Origin of the sequence: Mesorhizobium sp. 113-3-3 (assembly GCF_016756495.1) — a bacterium.
In the GTDB taxonomy this organism is placed as follows: domain Bacteria; phylum Pseudomonadota; class Alphaproteobacteria; order Rhizobiales; family Rhizobiaceae; genus Mesorhizobium.
Genome location: NZ_AP023243.1, coordinates 3,182,539 through 3,200,092 on the forward strand (window position 1 = coordinate 3,182,539; position 17,554 = coordinate 3,200,092).

15 protein-coding genes are annotated in these 17,554 nt (G+C 64.2%); 13 read left to right on the forward strand and 2 right to left on the reverse strand.

Annotation, left to right across the window (positions count from 1 at the left end):
• Positions 1-18: 18 nt before the first annotated feature.
• The 7 genes from JG746_RS15575 to JG746_RS15605 all read left to right on the forward strand — a co-directional run bounded on the left by JG746_RS15575 (position 19) and on the right by JG746_RS15605 (position 6,145).
• Positions 19-1,269 (forward strand): aconitase X, encoded by a 1,251-nt coding sequence (locus JG746_RS15575; RefSeq protein ID WP_202358929.1) that lies wholly within the window; start codon positions 19-21, stop codon positions 1,267-1,269.
• Complete coding sequence (locus JG746_RS15580; RefSeq protein ID WP_202358930.1) at positions 1,266-1,709, forward strand: aconitase X swivel domain-containing protein; 444 nt, start codon at positions 1,266-1,268, stop codon at positions 1,707-1,709. The genes JG746_RS15575 and JG746_RS15580 overlap by 4 nt, the downstream gene beginning before the upstream one ends.
• Positions 1,710-1,807: 98 nt before the next feature.
• A complete protein-coding gene (locus JG746_RS15585) occupies positions 1,808-2,896 on the forward strand; it encodes a Gfo/Idh/MocA family protein (RefSeq protein ID WP_202358931.1) in 1,089 nt (362 codons plus the stop codon).
• A gap of 58 nt (positions 2,897-2,954) precedes the next feature.
• The gene (locus JG746_RS15590; RefSeq protein WP_202358932.1) at positions 2,955-3,869 is read left to right on the forward strand and encodes a sugar phosphate isomerase/epimerase family protein; all 915 of its coding nucleotides are present in this window, start codon (positions 2,955-2,957) and stop codon (positions 3,867-3,869) included.
• Positions 3,870-3,887: 18 nt separating this feature from the next.
• Complete coding sequence (locus tag JG746_RS15595; RefSeq protein WP_202358933.1) at positions 3,888-4,976, forward strand: fatty acid desaturase family protein; 1,089 nt, start codon at positions 3,888-3,890, stop codon at positions 4,974-4,976.
• 14 nt (positions 4,977-4,990) lie between these two features.
• Entirely contained in the window at positions 4,991-5,302 is a 312-nt protein-coding gene (locus JG746_RS15600) for a MocE family 2Fe-2S type ferredoxin (RefSeq protein WP_202358934.1), read from the forward strand.
• A 39-nt stretch (positions 5,303-5,341) separates the two neighbouring features.
• Positions 5,342-6,145, forward strand: coding sequence for a 3-methyl-2-oxobutanoate hydroxymethyltransferase (locus tag JG746_RS15605; RefSeq protein WP_202358935.1), 804 nt, complete (start codon positions 5,342-5,344; stop codon positions 6,143-6,145).
• Here JG746_RS15605 and JG746_RS15610 read toward each other — a convergent pair whose 3' ends face one another.
• Positions 6,146-7,654: an HAL/PAL/TAL family ammonia-lyase gene (locus JG746_RS15610; protein WP_202358936.1), complete on the reverse strand. Its 1,509-nt coding sequence runs from the start codon at positions 7,652-7,654 to the stop codon at positions 6,146-6,148.
• Positions 7,651-8,652: an ornithine cyclodeaminase family protein gene (locus JG746_RS15615; protein ID WP_202358937.1), complete on the reverse strand. Its 1,002-nt coding sequence runs from the start codon at positions 8,650-8,652 to the stop codon at positions 7,651-7,653. Before JG746_RS15615 ends, JG746_RS15610 begins: the two co-directional genes overlap by 4 nt.
• Positions 8,653-8,772: 120 nt before the next feature.
• On the opposite strand from JG746_RS15615, the gene JG746_RS15620 reads away from it, so the two are divergent.
• From JG746_RS15620 to JG746_RS15645, 6 genes are all read left to right on the forward strand, one after another.
• Positions 8,773-10,206, forward strand: a complete 1,434-nt coding sequence (locus JG746_RS15620) for a DHA2 family efflux MFS transporter permease subunit (RefSeq protein ID WP_202358938.1) — start codon at positions 8,773-8,775, stop codon at positions 10,204-10,206.
• Positions 10,207-10,476: 270 nt separating this feature from the next.
• Positions 10,477-11,463, forward strand: coding sequence for an ABC transporter permease (locus JG746_RS15625; RefSeq protein WP_202358939.1), 987 nt, complete (start codon positions 10,477-10,479; stop codon positions 11,461-11,463).
• Between the two features lie 86 nt (positions 11,464-11,549).
• Positions 11,550-12,575, forward strand: coding sequence for a sugar ABC transporter substrate-binding protein (locus tag JG746_RS15630; RefSeq protein WP_202358940.1), 1,026 nt, complete (start codon positions 11,550-11,552; stop codon positions 12,573-12,575).
• A gap of 75 nt (positions 12,576-12,650) precedes the next feature.
• Positions 12,651-14,774: an ABC transporter permease gene (locus tag JG746_RS15635; protein ID WP_202358941.1), complete on the forward strand. Its 2,124-nt coding sequence runs from the start codon at positions 12,651-12,653 to the stop codon at positions 14,772-14,774.
• Positions 14,771-15,814 (forward strand): hypothetical protein, encoded by a 1,044-nt coding sequence (locus JG746_RS15640; RefSeq protein WP_202358942.1) that lies wholly within the window; start codon positions 14,771-14,773, stop codon positions 15,812-15,814. Before JG746_RS15635 ends, JG746_RS15640 begins: the two co-directional genes overlap by 4 nt.
• Complete coding sequence (locus tag JG746_RS15645) at positions 15,814-17,310, forward strand: sugar ABC transporter ATP-binding protein (protein WP_202358943.1); 1,497 nt, start codon at positions 15,814-15,816, stop codon at positions 17,308-17,310. Before JG746_RS15640 ends, JG746_RS15645 begins: the two co-directional genes overlap by 1 nt.
• Positions 17,311-17,554 lie beyond the last annotated feature (244 nt).

Here is a 17,554-nt window from a genome sequence, read left to right on the forward strand (position 1 = left end):
TAAGCTCGGAGTTTTCCGATGACGCTGGAATTGACGGCGCGCGACCAATCCATGCTCGACGGCGAGCAAGGCCCATCCGCGGCCGCCGCCATGAAAATCCTCGTCGCCTTTTCCAAAGCGATCGGCGCGCGCGGCCTGCTCGACATCTCAGGCGCCCACATCGATGGCTGCCTCTATCACGGCAAAGCCGGGCTCGACTTCGTCGAACGGCTGGTCGAAGGCGGCGGGCGCGTGCAGGTGCCGACGACGCTCAATGTCGGCTCGTTCGATCTTATCCATCCCGGCATGGTGAAGATGCCGGTGGCGGAGGAGGTGCCGGCGCGGCGGCTGATGAAGGCGCATCTGGAGCTGGGCTGCCAGGCGACCTTCACTTGCGCGCCCTACCAGACACGCTTCCGGCCTGAATTCGGCCAGCAGATCGCCTGGGGCGAATCCAACGCCATTGTCTTTGCCAATTCGGTGATTGGCGCACGCACCAACCGCTATGGCGATTTCATCGATCTGTGCTGCGCCATGACCGGACGCGCACCGGCCTGGGGCCTGCATCTCAGCGAAAACCGGCGTGGCCGCATCCTGTACGAACTGGACATCGCCGGGGCCGAAGCAAGCGACAGCCTGTTCGTCGGCGTCGGGCTGATCGTCGGGCAAGCCAGCGGTGACCGCATTCCGGTCATATCAGGCCTGCCGCAACCACGCGACGAGGATCAGTTGAAAGCGCTGGGTGCGGCGGCCGCGACAACCGGTGCCGTGGCGCTGTTCCATGCGGTCGGCATCACGCCGGAGGCCAGCACGCCAGACGAGGCGTTCCACGGCCACGCACCGGAAGAGACGATCCGCATCACCCAGGCAGACATCGATCATGCGCTGTCCAGATTGTCCGGAGTGGCTGACGGGGCGCCGCTGGCAGCCGTGTCGCTGGGCACGCCGCATTTCTCGCACGAGGAGTGGACGCGCCTGTTGCCGCTGCTGCGTGAGGCAGCGCCGGGCAGGGGCATACCGATCTACGTCAACACCGGGCGCGCGACGCTGACGCGGCTGCAGGAGGAAGGGGCGCTGGCCGGCATGGAGGCGTTCGGCCTGATCCCGGTCGCTGACACCTGCACCTATGTCACCTCCATCCTCGAACGGCTCGACGGCGTGGTGATGACCAATTCCGGCAAATGGGCGCACTACGCGCCGGGCAATATCGGCGTGACCGTCGCCTTCGCCGAGATGGCGGATTGCATCCGCTCCGCAGCCGTCGGGCATGTCGTGCGGAGTGCCTCATGACGCTAGAGACCGCAACCGCAGCCGTCGAACGGCTGGGCACTTTCCAACTTGCCGGTGAGGCCGACGGCCTTGCCCTGGTGTTTTCGCAGCCGCTCAGTTTCTGGGGCGGCATCGACGCCGAGACGGGTGACATAACAGACCATTCGCATCCTGGGCTCGGCCAGAATGTCGTGGGCAAGATCCTGGTCATGCCGAGCGGGCGAGGGTCGTCCTCATCGTCCTCTGTCCTGGCCGAAGCGATCCGCCGGGGCACCGCGCCTGCCGGTATCCTTCTGCAGCGTCCAGACCCGATCCTGGCGGTGGGCGCCATCGTCGCCGAGTTTCTCTACGACATCCATATGCCGCTGGTGGTCTGCGACATTGCGGGGATTGCTTCCGGCGACAGGATCGCGGTCCGTGTTGGTGAGGAGGGCGAGGCGGTCATCCGTAAAGTCAGGTAACGGCTCGTTCCTGATGACGCGGTGATGGGAAATGATGGTGCCGGCCTTGGCTGACCGGCAAGCCGTGGCGCTATATGCTGTCCTCCAGGGAGGAATGGATGGCAGGCACGGATTTCGAACCGGATGTGAAGGTTCGCAGCAGGGAATACCGCATCGGTTGCGTCGGTGCGGGCATGATCATGGCCGAATGCCATCTGGCCGCCTATGCGCAAGCTGGTTTCCCGGTAGTGGCGATCGCCTCGCGGACCAAGGCCAGCGCCGAGAAGGTGGCCAGGCGCTGGGATATTCCGATCGTTCACGATACGCCCGAGCAATTGATCGACGATGCCAAGGTCGAGATCGTCGACCTTGCCTTTCCGCCCGACCTGCAGCCGGCTCTCATCCGTCACGCGCTGAAGCAGCCGCACATCAAGGCGATCCTGGCGCAGAAGCCGCTGGCGCTGTCGGTGGAGGAGGCGGTCAAACTGCGCGACGAAGCCGCCAACTCCGGCAAGATCCTCTCGGTCAACCAGAACATGCGCTACGACCAGTCGATGCGCGTCCTGAAGCAGATCATCGACAGCGGTGCTTTGGGCGACATCGTCTTCGCGCAGATCGACATGCACGCCATCCCGCACTGGCAGGCTTTCCTCGCCGATTATGACCGGCTGACGCTTGCCAATATGAGCGTGCATCATCTCGACGTATTGCGCTTCCTGTTCGGCGATCCCCAGGAAATCACGACGCTGACGCGCAAGGATCCGCGCACGGCCTTCGACCATTCCGACGGCATCACCGTGTCGACGCTGCGCTTCCCCTCCGGCGTGCTAGCCGTCTCGCTGGAAGATGTCTGGTCCGGCCCGCGTGAAAAGGGCTATCGCGACGACCAGCACATCAACTGGCGTGTCGACGGCACCAAGGGTGTCGCCAAGGGCACGATCGGCTGGCCGACGGGCGTCAGTTCGACGCTGACCTATGCCTCGACGCAGACGACAGGCGGCGAATGGGTGACGCCCAGCTGGGACACGATGTGGTTTCCGCACGCCTTCATCGGCGTGATGGAGCAACTGCAACATGCGGTGAAGACGGGCACGCCACCGGCCTTGTCCGTCGCCGACAACGTCAAGACCATGGCGCTGGTCGAGGCCGGCTATCGCTCGATGGCGGAGGGCCGAACCGTCAGGCTTTCCGAAATCTCGACCAACTGAATGCGGGACCGCGCAATAAGCGTGGCGGCTGAATCGCTTACCGGGAGGAGTTCACATCATGATGCAGGCGGGGATCTTCACCGGCTACTTTCCCTACGAACTGGACGAGGCCGCCAGGCGCATCCGCGCGCTCGGCTTCAACACCGTGCAGCTCGACCTGCACTTCCGGGATATCGATCTCACCGCCGGACAGATCACCCGGGACAAGGCCAGAAAAGTGCGCGACACGTTCCGCGACCACAATCTGCCGGTCTGCTGCATCTCGGGCTACACCAACATCATCCATCCCGACAAAGCCGAGCGCGAGAAACGCGTCGGCTATCTCAAGGAGATCATCCGCAACGCGCGCGAATTCGGTTCGCCCTACGTGATCTCGGAGACCGGAACTTACAACACCGAATCCGACTGGGTGCATCACCCCAGAAACAAGACCGAGGAAGGTTTCGAGGAATGCCGCAAGGTGATCTCGGACCTTGCCCAGACCGCCTATGACCATGGCGCGGTCTTCCTGCTCGAAACCTATGTCAACAATGTCGTCGGCTCGGTCGAGGAGACGGTGAGGATGTTCGCGCAGGTCGACCATCCCGGCCTCGGCCTGCTGATGGACCCGACCAACTACTTCGAAGCGCACAACATCGACCGCATGGACCAGGTGCTGAACCAGGTGTTCGACACGCTGACCGACAAGATCCGGATCGCCCATGCCAAGGATGTGAAGCGCTCCGGCAGCGACAAGACGGAAAAGCACGCCGACATCGGCGACCAGGACGCACATGAGGGACTGACATTCCGCGGCGTCGGCGAGATCGAGTTGCCGGCGCCTGGCCTTGGTTCGCTCAACTATGACCTTTACCTCACACGGCTCAGCGAAAAGCACCCGAACATTCCCGTCATCATCGAGCATCTGACCGAGGATGACGTGCCGCGCGCGAAAACATTCCTCGACGGAAAATTCCGCGCCAACGGCCTATAGGGCGCGCTGGAGGCGACGATGACGACGGTGGCCACGACAAAGCGCGACTACAGCCTGGTCGGCGAAAGCACCCGGGCCGCGATCGAGACGGGCCTGGCCTCGGCCGAGTGGTACCACACCGACGTGCCGCGCAAGGCGATGAAGGAGCTTATGCAGCGTTCCGACGGTCCTGCGATCCGCGACACCATCATCTGGCTTGCCGCGATCCTCGGCTCGGCCGCCGGCATCGTCTGGTTCTGGGGCTCGTGGTGGGTGGTGCCGTTCCTGTTCGTCTATGGCGTCCTCTACGGCTCCTCCAGCGACTCGCGCTGGCACGAATGCGGCCACGGCACGGCTTTCCGCACGCGCTGGATGAACGATGTCGTCTACCACATCGCCTCCTTCATGCTGATGCGCAATCCGGTGCAATGGCGCTGGAGCCATGCCCGCCACCACACCGACACCATCATTGTCGGCCGCGACGCCGAGATCGCGGTCATGCGTCCGCCCGATCTGCTGAAGGCGGCGCTGGCCTTCACCGGCATTCTCGATTTCCGCTATTCGCTGCCGACGCTGATGCGCCAGGCCTTCGGCACGCTGTCGGACGACGAGAAGAGCTACATCCCCGAGATGGAACAGCACAAAGCCGTGGTCGCCGCGCGCTGGCACATGGCCGTGTATGCTGCGACGATCGCTTTGGCGATCGCGCTGCGGTCGTGGCTGCCGCTGGTGCTGATCGGCCTGCCGCGCCTCTACGGCACCTGGCACATGGTGACGACCGGCCTGCTGCAGCATATCGGGCTGGCCGACAATGTCGTCGACCACCGGCTCAACACCCGCACCGTCTACATGAACCCGATCAGCCGGTTCATCTACTGGAACATGAACTACCATGTCGAACATCACATGTTCCCGATGGTGCCATATCACGCGCTGCCAAGGCTGCATGCGCTGATCAAGCACGACCTGCCGGAGCCGAACCCGTCAATGTGGCATGCCTATCGCGAGGTCTGGCCGGTGCTGCTGCGGCAGCTGAAATACGAGGATTTCTACCTCAAGCGCGAATTGCCGCCGACGGCCAGGCCCTATCGCGGCGAGTTCCACGATATGTCGGCGGCGGCCGAATAACTGAGGAGACCGATATGGCCGATTGGGTTGAAGCGTGCGCGGTGGACGACATCGAGGAAGAGGATGTCATCCGCTTCGATCATGGCGGCCGGACCTTCGCGGTCTACCGCTCGCCGGATGACGAGTTCTTCGCCACCGACGGCTATTGCACGCATGAGAAGGCGCATCTGGCCGACGGGCTGGTGATGGACGACATCATCGAATGCCCCAAGCACAATGGCCGCTTCAACTACAAGACAGGTGCCGCCAAGGGCGCGCCGGTCTGCATCAATCTCGCGACCTATCCGGTCAAGATCGAGGCCGGTAAGGTGATGATCCAGATCTGACGCGGCAGCCGATCCAGCATCACAAAGGGGACGTTTTTGATGAACCGAAAGAGACCGACCGTCGCCGATCTGCGCGCGATGAAGGGCAAGCGCCAGCTGACCATGCTGCGCGTGCTCAACCTGGACGAGGCGCAGGCCGCCGAGCGGGCAGGGGTCGACATCGTCTCGGTGCCGCCCGAACTGGTGCTCAATCCGCAATATCGCGATGCCGCGCCAAGCCTGTTCACCATGCCGGGCGAGAACTTCTTCGAAATCGGTACCGCGGATGATTTCCTGCGCTGGGCGTTCCGGCTCTACAAGGCAAGCGCCGACGCGGTCTATTGCAGCGCCGGCTACGCCACGATCAAACGGATGGCCGACGACGCCATTCCCGTCATCGGCCATGTCGGCCTCATTCCCTCGCGCGCCACATGGACCGGTGGCTTCAAGGCGGTCGGCAAGACCGCCGACACTGCCCTCCAGGTTTTCGAGGCGGTGAAGCAGCTGGAGGCCGCCGGCGCTGTCGGCGCCGAGATCGAAGTGGTGCCGGTCGAGGTCGCCAAGGCGATCTCGGAACGCACCTCGCTGATCATGCTGTCGATGGGGGCGGGCACCGGCTGCGACGCGCAATATCTGTTCGCCGACGACATTCTCGGCCAGAACCGGGGCCACATGCCCCGCCACTCCAAGGTCTATCGCAACTTCGCCGCCGAATATGACCGGCTGCAGGCGGAGCGGGTGGCGGCCTTCTCCGAATATGTCGCCGACGTCAACAGCGGCGCCTATCCCGAGGACAGGCACATCGTGCACATGGATCCGGCCGAGCTCAGCCTGTTCATGAAAAAGGTGGACGCAAAGAGCTGATTATTCGGTTTCTTTGCCGACCGTCGCTGCGCCTTGCCATGTTCCATCGGCGAGCATGGCGTGGAGCACCTCGGCGTCGGTCCCCAGCGGCCGGTCGTCTTTCAGCATCGATACATGCGCGCGCACCGCCGCGTAGATCGCGCCCGTGCGCGGCGCCAGCGTCAACCCCTCGCGCAGGTCGACGGCCTGGGCGGCCGCCATCAATTCGAAGGCGATCAGCCGGCGCCACAGCGCGATCATTCCAGCGCATTTCGAAACAGCGAGAGGCGACTGGGTCGCGTGATCCTCGACGCCTTCCGAAACCGGGAGAAAATCGAGCATCACCGGATTGGCCTTATGGCGGATCGCAGCCAGGATCGATGTCGCCGTCTTCTGCAGCGGCACGAAACCGGCCGATGCGCCACCGATGGGCGACAGATATTTGCTCAGCCCGTTGCGGCCCGAACCGGTGAGCTGGATGAAGCGGGCGGCGCTCGCGGCGGCGCATTGCGCGATCGCCAGGCTGAGCGTCTCGAAAGCCAGCGAAAGTGCCGCCGTGTGGAAATTGCCGGTCGACATCACCAGTTCGTCGTCGCCGATCACCAGGGGGTTGTCGGCGGCCGCGTTGAGTTCGATCTCGACGGCGCGTTTTGCCTGACCGATCGCCTCGATGAGCGCGCCGTGGATCGACGGCATGCAGCGGATCGACAGCGGGTCCTGCAAGGTGGTGGGCGCCGGCATCTCGTCGCGGGCGAGAAGGTCGTGCAGGGCCTTCGCCGCCTCCTGCTGTCCAGCGGCTGGCCGCGCCATCTGCAGGCGCGGATCGAGGATGGTGCGGTTGGCGCCAAAACCTTCCATGGTCAGCGCGCCGGCCTGCTGCTGCTGGGCCAGCGCCGACAGCGTATCCGTCACGACCAGCGCACCGCTGCCGGCGGAGACCGCCGAGGCGTTGATCAGCGACAGCCCGTCCTTCGGCGCCAGGGTGATGGGGGCGAGGCGGGCCATCATCAGCGCCTTGGCCGCGGGCATGCGGCGGCCCTGGTAATCGGCTTCGCCTTCGCCGATCAGCAGACGGGCAAGCGCGGTCATCAGCACGAGGTCGCCGGCGCCGATCGAGCCGAGCGAAGGCATCACCGGATGGACGCCGGCATTGAGCGCATCGACCAGGGCGACAAACACGGCGGGCGAAAGGCCGGAGCCGCCGGCCGATAGCATCGAGGCGCGGGCGACGATTGTTGCCCGCACGGTCTCGATCGGGAGCGCCTCGCCCACCGCTCCGCTGCGGCCCTCAAGCAACTGACGTTGGAAGGCGCTGGCGTCGCCTTCGACTGAGCTGCCGAGATTGGCGCCAAGCCCGGTGTTCAGGCCATAGATCTGCTGGCCGGAGGCGGCGGCCTGGTCGAGCACTTTTCGCGCCTTTTCCAGCTTGCCGATGATTTCGGGTCCGATCTCCACCTTGCGCGCCTGGCGGGCGACGGTGGCGACATCGCCGACACTGACGCCGGCTCCGGTGAGGACGAGCGCGCTCATGCGAAACGCAGCCTCTGGCCGATGCCGTTTTCGCCTGCCTTGGCGAGCATCGCCTTGCCCAGCGCAATGTCGGACAGCGACAGGCCGCGATGCCAGAACAGGATGGTCTCGTCGTCGCTCTGCCTGCCCGGCTTGAGGCCGGCGGCGATCTGGCCGAGTTCGGCATGCAGCGTCGTCTCGCTCAGCCGTCCGGTCTCGACATGGGCGCGCAGCGAGCCGAACTTGCCGCCCTTGCACTGGCCCCAATCGTCGACAACCATCTTCTGCATGATGTCGGTCAGCGACAGTTCCACCGCGCTCATCGTGCCATAGGGCACGACCAGCGCGCCGGGCTTGATCCATTCGGTCTTGAGCAGCGGCTGCGGCTCCGGCAGCCGCGAGGCCTCGACGACGATGTCGGCGCCCTTGACGCAGCTTTCCCAGTCGGCGACCGCGGTGACCGTCTTGCCGAGATCGGCGGAGAGTTTTGCGGCAAAACCGTCGCGGCTTTCCGGCCGGCGCGAATGGACGCGGATCTCGTCGAAATCGAAGAGATGGTCGAGCAGGCGCACGTTCCAATAGGCGGTGCCGCGCGCGCCGATATGGGCCAGCACCTTGGAATTCTTGCGCGCCAGATGCCTGGCGCCGATGGCGGTGACGGCGCCGGTGCGCATGTCGGTGATGAGGGTGGCGTCGAGGATGGCGCGCGGCGTGCCGGTGCGCGGATCGAACAGATTGAGAATGCCGAATTCGGAGGGCAGGCCGTGCAGGTAGTTGTCGACATAATCGCCGACGATTTTCACGCCCGCCGCGTCGAGCGGCGCCACATAGCCGCGCAGCACGTTGAAATGGCCGTGGAAGGATGGGTCCGGTTCGAGGTGGACGCGCGGCTCGATCACCGTCTGGCCCTTGCCCTGGGCGACAAGGCCAGCCTCGACGGCGGCGATGATTTCGCCATCGGTCATATCGAGCGCTTCGATATCGAGGGCATTGAGATAATCGATATAGATGGGCTTCATTTACGCGCGCACTTTCCTCGGCCGCCCCGTCCATCCCATAGCAGGCCGCGGCGCGACACGAAAGTTTGTTGCGCTGGCTATGGACGCAACCGGCCAAATGCTGTTCAAACCCGTACCGACATGACTGCCATTCCCGACACTGAAGCCTTACCGGAAACGGCCACCAATGCGCGGCGCGTGGCGCTGATCGTCGCCATCGCCTTCTTCATGCAACTGCTGGACTCGACGATCATCTCGACCTCGCTGCCGCAGATGGGCGCCTCCTTCGGCGTGCCGGCGGTGGCGATGAGCATCGGCATCACCGTCTACATGCTGACCATGGCGGTGTTCGTGCCGCTGTCGGGCTGGCTCGCCGACCGCTTCGGCGCGCGCAACATCTTTCTGGTGGCGATCGCGCTGTTCACGCTGGCTTCGCTTGCTTGCGGCTTTTCCGGAAACCTGGCCGAATTCGTTGCCGCGCGTGCCGTGCAGGGGCTGGGCAGCGCGCTGATGACGCCGGTCGGGCGCATTCTCGTCCTGCGCAACGCCTCGAAATCCGAGCTGCTCAACGCCACCGCGCTGATCACCTGGCCGGCATTGTTCGCGCCCGTCGTCGGGCCGGTGCTCGGCGGCTTCATCACCACCTATCTGTCCTGGCACTGGAATTTCTTCATCAACATCCCGCTTGGGCTGGTCGGGCTGGCGCTGGTCGCCCGCTTCATTCCGGGGGATCGCGAGGCGGACCCCAAGCCGCTCGACTGGCCGGGATTTTTCCTGACTTCGCTGGGGCTTGCCTGCCTGCTCTACGGTCTCGAGCGCATCGCGCATCCCGAGGACGGCGTGTTTTCGACTTTTGCGCTGATCGCGGCGGGCATCGTCATCGGCTGGCTGGCGGTGCGGCACCTCAGGCGCGCGGTTCATCCGCTGCTCGACCTTTCCGCGTTCAAGGTGCTGACCTTCGCCATCTCGACGCTTGCCGCCGGCACCATCTTCCGGGTGGCGATCAACGCCACGCCATTCCTGCTGCCGCTTTTGTTTCAGCTCGGCTTCGGCCTGTCGCCCGTCGATGCCGGTTTGATGATCCTGGCTTATTTCCTCGGCAACCTCGGCATGAAGACGGTGACGACGCCAACGCTGCGGCGTTTCGGTTTCCGCTCGGTGATGGTGGTCAACGGCATCATCGCCTCGGCCGCGATCATGGCTTGCGGCGCGATCTCGCCGCAGACGCCGCAGGCGCTGGTTGTGGCGCTGATGCTGATCGCCGGCCTGTCGCGCTCGATGCAGTTCACCGCGCTCAACACGCTGGCTTTCGCCGACATCGACGCCGCGCAGCGCAGTTCGGCGGCGACGCTGTCCTCCATGCTGCAGCAGGTGGCTATGCTGTTCGGCGTCGCCGTGGCGGCGGCGATCCTCAATCTGTCGCAGATCGTCAGGGCCCAACCCGCGCTCGACCTCGTCGATTTTCGAATCGCCTTCTTCGTCATCGGCGCCATCGGTCTGGTGGCGGCGCTGCGTTTTCTGGTGCTGCCGCCCGGCGCCGGTGCCGAGGTTTCCGGCCACACGCCGGGGAATTGAAAATCGGATTTTCTCGCTGACGCGAAGATAAATTCCGCCTCGTCCTTTCGCCTTGATGCTGCACTTTCGCGAATGGCCGCGATGGCGCAATCGATTGCCAAAAGCGCAGGAGTTTCCGGGCATTGCGCCAGTTTTGGCAATCGATGCGTCCACTCACCGAATCCCGCTCCAGGCCCGTGTTCTGAACGCGGATTCATTTGACGAACCGGCGCCGAGCCGGTTAGCTCTGGCTTTCGGGATGGCAGCGCTGCCATCGGGGCAAATGCAGACATGAGCGCGATTGGCCGGCTAAACCTCAAGAGCCTGAATCAGGAAGGCATTGTCTTTGCCATCGCGGTGGTGCTGTTCGTTGCCGCGGCCATAGGCCTGCCGGGCTTCATCGACCCCAACAACCTCGTCGCCATCGTCAGATCGGTCTCGGTGCTGGGCATATTGGCGCTCGGCATGGCGGTCGTCATCATCGGCCGCGGCATCGACCTGTCAGCGGTGGCGATCATGGCGATGTCAGTCGCCTGGTACCTGCAACTGCTCAACACCGGCACTTCGGACGGGCTGGCCTTCGCCTATGTGCTGGCCGGCGTGCTCGCCATCGGCCTGCTCAACGGCTTTCTCGTCGCCTATGCCGACGTGCCGGCGATCTTCGTGACGCTGGCGACCGGCTCCTTCGTCTTCGGCTATGTGCGCTCGCAACTGATCACGCAGGATGCGGTGCCGGTGCCGCAGGGCCATTGGGTCGAACTGCTCGGCGGCCTGCGCTTCCTCGACATCCCGATCGAGGTGTTCGTCTTCGCCGGCCTTGCCTTCCTGTTCTTCCTGTTCCTGCGCTACACCAAATGGGGCCGCTACATCTATTTCGCCGGCGACAATCCGGTCGCCGCCCGCAACATCGGCATTCCGGTGCGGCCGATGCTGGTGCTGCGCTATGTGCTCTCGGCTTTCGTGGCATTGATCGCCGGCCTGCTGACGGCGGCCAGCCTGCACTCGATCAACACCCGCATCGTCAATTCGACGCTGCTCTACGACATCGTGCTGGTGGCGGTGATCGGCGGCATCGGCCTGTCGGGCGGGCGGGGCGGGGTGCGCAACGTGCTGGTGGGGGCGGCGCTGATCGGCATCCTGCTCAACGCCATGACCATCATCGACATTCCACTGCTTTACCAGAACCTGATCAAGGCGGCGATCCTGCTGGGCGCCATCATCGTCGACGGCATCATCAACCCGCGCGACGAGCAGACCGCGCAGCAGGGCGACATTTAGGGCAGATGGGCTAGCCCATCTGCTCGGGGTACCCGGCCCGATCGCGACGATCGGCCGGCAATGAAAACCGAACCAGAGGACGTGACATGAAACTGATCAGAACTCTCATGGCCGCCGCAACGGCGCTCGCCGTTACCGCCTTCGTGGCGCCGACCTTCGCCGCCGACGATCCGGGCCCGGCGGCTTATGCGCAGGCGCTGAAGGGCAAGCGCGTCATGCTGGTGCCGCTGGCCATGGGCTTCGACCTGGCGCAGGGTTGGGCGCACTATTTGAAGAAGGAGGTCGAAGCCTGGGGCGGCACGTTCGAAACGCGCGATCCGAACTGGGTGGTCGATGCCGGCGCGCAGGCGATCACCGACGCCATTTCCTCCGACACCAGGCCCGACGTGCTGATCATCCACGCACCGGACCTCAACTCCTATTCCAAGCTGATGAAGAAGGCACAGGCGGCCGGCACTTACGTGCTCCTGGTCGACAATCCCGCCAACTTCCCGGCCGATGCCTTTGTCGGCAGCGACTGGGACCGGCTCGGCCAGCTCGAAGCCGAAGCGGCGATCAAGGGCTGCGGCGAAAACTCGTCGAAGAAGATCGGTTTGGTGCAGGGCGACCAGGCGAACTCCTCCAGCCTCTATCAATATGCCGGCATCATGAAGGTGCTGGACAAGCATCCCGACTTCAAGGTCGTGGCCAAGCCCGACTCCAACTGGGACGCGACGACCTCGCGCAATGTGACAACGACCATGCTGCAGCAGAACCCGGACATCTGCTCGATCATCGATTTCTGGGATGGTGACGCCACCGGCGCATCGGCCGCGATCCGCGACGCCAAGCTCGACGGCAAGGTGTTCCTGGTCACCACCGGCGGCGGCGAAAAGGCGGCCGATTGCGACAAGCTGAACGACGGCACCTATGGCGCCGTGGTGATGACCGATCTCGCCCGCCAGTCGGGCGACATGAACGCCATCATCAAGTTCCTGCTGCAGAGCGGCCAGCCGGCCGGCACCTCGCACACCTACATCTACACGCTGGAGAAGGCGACGACCAAGGCCGACCTCAAGCCCGACAGCTGCTGGGATTTGAAGGCGCTGCAGGCCGAAGCGGCGGCGAAGTAAGCCACGCCGTCGAATGGACCCCGCGAGGTGGCCGGATCAGTCCGGCCACCTCTTTCTCTTGAGCAACGGCAGCCAATGTCCCTTCGTGAACGCCTCCAGTCCTGGCGCTACAATCTCGTGCCCGACCACCTGGTCGGCGAGATCCTGACCAAACGCTGGACCGACAACGCCATTCCGTTCCTGGCGCTGGTGGTGACGTTGGCGACTTTCGGCTCGATCATTCCGGGCTTCTTCAAGCTGAGCTCGCTGCAGGAATCGACCCGCCAGCTCGGCGAGTTCTCGATGGTGGTCACCGGCATGACGGTGGTGATGCTGGGCGGCGGCATCGATCTCTCCGTCGGTTCGATCTTCGCGCTGTCCTGTTTCTCGGCCGTCTATGTCTTCTTCATCCTCGAACAGTCGATCTGGCTGGCGATGGCCGCCTCGCTCGCCACCGGCCTGGTCTTCGGCGCCATCAACGGCTATCTCGTCGGCTACCTCAGGCTGCGCGCCTTTCTCACCACGTTGGTCACTTTCATTTTCGGCCGGGCGCTGTTCGATATCCTCGTCACCACCTACGCCGCCGACGTGCAGCTTTCGACCGCCACTTCGGATGTGCTGGATTTCATCGGCGACAGCACTTTCTGGGGCCTGTCGGTCTCGGTGTGGCTGGCGATCATCCTTGCCATCGTCACCCATATCGCGCTGACGCGCTCGCGGCCCGGATGGCATGTGCTGGCGGTCGGCGGCTCCCGGCGCTCGGCGCACAATGCCGGCGCCCGCGTGCGCCGCACCGTGTTCATGACCTATGTCTTTTCCGGTTTCTGCGCCTCGATCGGCGGCTTCCTCATCGCCTGCCGGCTGAGCGGGGCAGGGCCGGGCACGGGCCTCAACCTCGAAATCATGGCGCTGACGGCGGCGGTGGTCGGCGGCGTCAGCCTCGGCGGCGGGCGCGGCTCGGCGATCAAGGGGCTGATGGGCGCCATCATCGTCTTGACCATGACCAACGGCCTGATCCGGCTGGGTTACGGCACCGGCACCAACCAGATGGTGCTCGGCATCATGCTGGCGGTGGCGGTTACCATCGACATCCGCTGGCTGAAGAACCGCCACAAGGTGCTCAACGAAGTCTATGTCGCGCCGGTCTACCTCAGGATGGGCGAGACGCAGTCGGCGGTGCCGGGCTCCGGCACATCATACGAACTCGACAACCGTCTGTCGGCGGCCGACCATATCGGGCTCGGCGAGCTGGAAGGGCCGGAGGATGTCATCCTCGACCGCGACGACCACCTCTATTGCGGCACCCGCCATGGCGAGATCGTGCGCTTCTTCGCGCCGGACTATGTGAAGTCGGAAGTGTTCGCCCATATTGGTGGCTTTCCGCTGGGGCTGGCCTTCGATAAGTCAGGCAATCTCATCAGCTGCGTCGGCGCCATGGGGCTATATTCCGTCTCGCCGGATCGGGAGGTAAAACGCCTCTCGGCCGAGACGGCGCGATCCTGGACCTCGATCGTCGACGATGCGCGGCTGCGCGATCCCAATGATTGCGACATCGCTCCGGATGGCCGCATCTATTTCACCGACTCGACCAAGCGCTATGACGCGCATGACTGGGCGCTGGACTCGATCGAGAACCGCGCCACCGGCCGGCTGCTGGTCTATGATCCCAGGGATGGCTCGACGAAGACGCTGCTCGACGGCTACCGCTACACGAATGGCGTGTGCATGGCGCATGACGGCAAGTCGTTGTTCTTCGCCGAAAGCTGGGCCTGCCGCGTGCATCGCTACTGGCTGGAAGGGCCGAAGGCCGGCACCGCCGAATGCGTTATCCGCGACATGCCGGGCTATCCCGACAACATCAACCGCGCTTCCGACGGCAATTACTGGATGGCCTGGCTCGGCATGCGCACGCCGAGCTTCGATCTCTCGCTGCGCCATCCCGACATGCGCAAGCGCATGACCCGCCGGCTGCCGCAGGACGAATGGCTGTTTCCCAACATCAACACCGGCGGCGTGGTGAAATTCGACGAGACAGGCGGCATCGTCGAGGCGATGGGTGACCTCTCTGGCGATGCGCACCCGATGGTCACCTCCATGCGCGAGCACAAGGGCTATCTCTTCGTCGGCGGCATCCTCAACAACCGCATCGGCCGCTACAAGATTTCTGGCGCCGACCCGAACTGGACCAGCCCTGCTTCCTATTGGGGAGCAAAGCCATGATCCTCGATCCGATCCTGGACATGTTTCGCGGCAAGGCGGTGACCATCCCGCCACTCGACGGCGCTTTCCGGCCCAACACCCGGCTGGACGACGCGCCGGCCTTTGCAGAACTGATCGAGCCGGACAATCTGCTGGTTTTCGGTGACCGGCTGCTCACCACCAGCGGCAACGCCGTCTATTCGCTCGCTGCGGGAAGCGAACCCAAGGTGATCGAGACCTTTCCGTCGCCGATCGCGGCGCTGGCCCTGTCGCCATCGGGCGAGCTGACGGTGGCGCTGGAAAGCGGCAAGATGCTGATATCAGGCAAGGAGGTTTCGCTGCCGGCTGATGTCGGCTGCATCACCGCGCTCTCCTACGCCGAGGACGGCACGCTGTGGCTGGCCAACGGGTCGGCCGAGCATGCGCCGTCGCAATGGGCTGCCGATCTGATGAAGAAGGGCGCGTCCGGTTCGCTTTGGAAGCGGGACCCAGCAGGCGGCGAATTCCGCAAGATGGCCGGCGATCTCGCTTTTCCCTATGGGCTTCACCCCGTCGGTAGGGATGTGCTGGTCAGCGAAAGCTGGCGCCATCAGCTCATCCGTTTCGACGGTGCGACCGGCAGCCGCTCGACGGTGCTGACGCATCTGCCCGGCTATCCCGCGCGGCTTGCGCCTTCTGGCGATGGTGGCGCCTGGCTGGCCTTGTTCGCGCCGCGCAACCGGCTGATCGAATTCGTGCTGCAGGAAACGCACTACCGCCAGGACATGATCGACCAGGTGCCGCCGGCCTACTGGATCGCGCCGGCGCTGGCCTCCAACCGCAGTTACCTCGAGCCGCTGCAATGCGGCGGCATCCGCACCATGGGCATCCACAAGCCATGGTCGCCGAGCCGCTCCTATGGGCTGGTGGTCAGGCTCGACGCAAAGATGCAGCCGCAATTCAGCCTGCACAGCCGCGCCAACGGCACACGCCATGGCATTTGCAGCGTCGTCGAAAAGGACGGCCGGCTGTTCATCGCTTCCAAAGGCGGCGACTGCGTGCTCGACGCGGGAGGTTTTTGATGGAACCGATCGTCCGGCTCGAAAACGTCACCAAAAACTATCGCGGCGTGCCCGCGGTCAAGAATGTCAGCTTCGACCTGCGCAAGGGCGAGATCCACGCGCTGCTCGGCGAGAACGGCGCCGGCAAATCGACCTTGACCAAGATCATCGCCGGGGTGGTCGACGCGACGTCGGGCAAGATGTTCCATAGGGGACGCGAGATCGCCTATGCCTCGCCGCATGCGGCGCTCGAAGCCGGCATCGCCATGGTGTTCCAGGAGACCAGCCTGGTGCCGTCGATGACGGTGGCGCAGAACCTCTATCTCGGTACTGAAAAATTCCTCAACCGGCTGCGCGGCACGTATATTTCAGCACAGCAATTCCTGCAGTCGCTGAATTTTCCGGTCGATCCCAACGCCATGGTGGCGACGCTGGGCGCAGCCAAGCGGCAGATGGTGGAGATCGCGCGCGCGGTGCACCACAATGCCGAGATCATCATTTTCGACGAGCCGACGGCGACGCTGACGCCTGAGGAAAAGCGCCACTTCTTCGCGCTGATCCGCAGGCTGAAGGCGAGTGGCGTCTCCATCGTCTTCATCAGCCACGCGCTGGAAGAGGCGCTTGCCATCGCCGACCGCATTACCATCCTGCGCGACGGCGAGCTGGTGATCACCGACGACACGTCGGCCTTCGACCGCGACAAGATCGTTGCCGCCATGGTCGGGCGTACGCTGTCCGGCCAGATCTACCGCCAGCGTGACGAGGCGAAATTGCGCAAGGCCGGCAAGAAGGTGCTGTCGGTGCAGGACATTTCGATGAGCAATGTCGTGCGCAACAATTCCTTCTCGATCTTCGAGGGCCAGATCACCGGTGTGTTCGGTCTCATCGGCTCCGGCCGCACCGAGACCTTCAAGATCGTGTCCGGCATCTACAAGCGCGATTTTTTGCGTGGCGGGGCGATCGAGCTCGACGACAGGCCCGTACGCTATCTCGTGCCGAGCGAGGCGGTGGCCGACGGCATCGTCTACGTCACCGAGGATCGCAAGAGCGAAGGCATTTTCGAGACGATGGGCATTGCCGAGAACCTGTTCGGCGGGTTGCTCGCCGCGGGCCGCGAAAAGGCCTGGGTGATCAACCAGCAGGAGATGCGGCAACTGTCGGCCGAATGGACGAAGACGCTGAACATCAAGGCGATCAACGACAATGCCCGCGTGGTCGAGCTTTCCGGCGGCAACCAGCAGAAGGTGGTGATCGGCAAGGGGCTGGTGCAGCAGCCGCGCATCGTCATCTTCGACGAGCCGACACGCGGCGTCGATGTCGGCGCCATCGCGGAAATCCACCAGATCATCAACCGCCTGGCCGACGAGGGATTGGCTGTCGTGGTTATCTCGTCCTACCTGCCGGAGATCATGAACCTGTCGGACCGGATTCTGGTGTGCCGGCAAGGGCGTATCGTGGAAGAGTTTTCGCCGGCGGAGGCTACGGAGGAGAAGATCATGTACGCGGCGGTGCATTGAGGTGGCGGCCGATGCTTGGCGGTGCGTATACGTTGGTAATTGGCGAAGACCTCAACCTCTTCGTCATCCACGGGCGGAGCAAGGAGCGAAGCGACGCGGCGCAGACCCGAGGATCCATGCCGGGACTCGGATGTGCCGCCACGGTGCAGAATTTCACTCCGCTGCACGCTTTGATAGGCGTCACGGAATGGATCCTAGGGTCTCCGCGACGGCGCTTCGCGCCTGCTTCGCCCTAGGATGACGA

Bases quoted from the DNA above. Each gene is read 5' to 3' on its own strand.
- JG746_RS15635 (WP_202358941.1), top strand. From the start codon at position 12,651: ATGTCCCTTCGTGAACGCCTCCAGTCCTGGCGCTACAATCTCGTGCCC.
- JG746_RS15580 (WP_202358930.1), top strand. From the start codon at position 1,266: ATGACGCTAGAGACCGCAACCGCAGCCGTCGAACGGCTGGGCACTTTC.
- JG746_RS15620 (WP_202358938.1), top strand. From the start codon at position 8,773: ATGACTGCCATTCCCGACACTGAAGCCTTACCGGAAACGGCCACCAAT.
- JG746_RS15585 (WP_202358931.1), top strand. From the start codon at position 1,808: ATGGCAGGCACGGATTTCGAACCGGATGTGAAGGTTCGCAGCAGGGAA.
- JG746_RS15625 (WP_202358939.1), top strand. From the start codon at position 10,477: ATGAGCGCGATTGGCCGGCTAAACCTCAAGAGCCTGAATCAGGAAGGC.
- JG746_RS15575 (WP_202358929.1), top strand. From the start codon at position 19: ATGACGCTGGAATTGACGGCGCGCGACCAATCCATGCTCGACGGCGAG.
- JG746_RS15630 (WP_202358940.1), top strand. From the start codon at position 11,550: ATGAAACTGATCAGAACTCTCATGGCCGCCGCAACGGCGCTCGCCGTT.
- JG746_RS15600 (WP_202358934.1), top strand. From the start codon at position 4,991: ATGGCCGATTGGGTTGAAGCGTGCGCGGTGGACGACATCGAGGAAGAG.
- JG746_RS15615 (WP_202358937.1), bottom strand. From the start codon at position 8,652: ATGAAGCCCATCTATATCGATTATCTCAATGCCCTCGATATCGAAGCG.
- JG746_RS15595 (WP_202358933.1), top strand. From the start codon at position 3,888: ATGACGACGGTGGCCACGACAAAGCGCGACTACAGCCTGGTCGGCGAA.
- JG746_RS15590 (WP_202358932.1), top strand. From the start codon at position 2,955: ATGATGCAGGCGGGGATCTTCACCGGCTACTTTCCCTACGAACTGGAC.
- JG746_RS15645 (WP_202358943.1), top strand. From the start codon at position 15,814: ATGGAACCGATCGTCCGGCTCGAAAACGTCACCAAAAACTATCGCGGC.
- JG746_RS15605 (WP_202358935.1), top strand. From the start codon at position 5,342: ATGAACCGAAAGAGACCGACCGTCGCCGATCTGCGCGCGATGAAGGGC.
- JG746_RS15610 (WP_202358936.1), bottom strand. From the start codon at position 7,654: ATGAGCGCGCTCGTCCTCACCGGAGCCGGCGTCAGTGTCGGCGATGTC.
- JG746_RS15640 (WP_202358942.1), top strand. From the start codon at position 14,771: ATGATCCTCGATCCGATCCTGGACATGTTTCGCGGCAAGGCGGTGACC.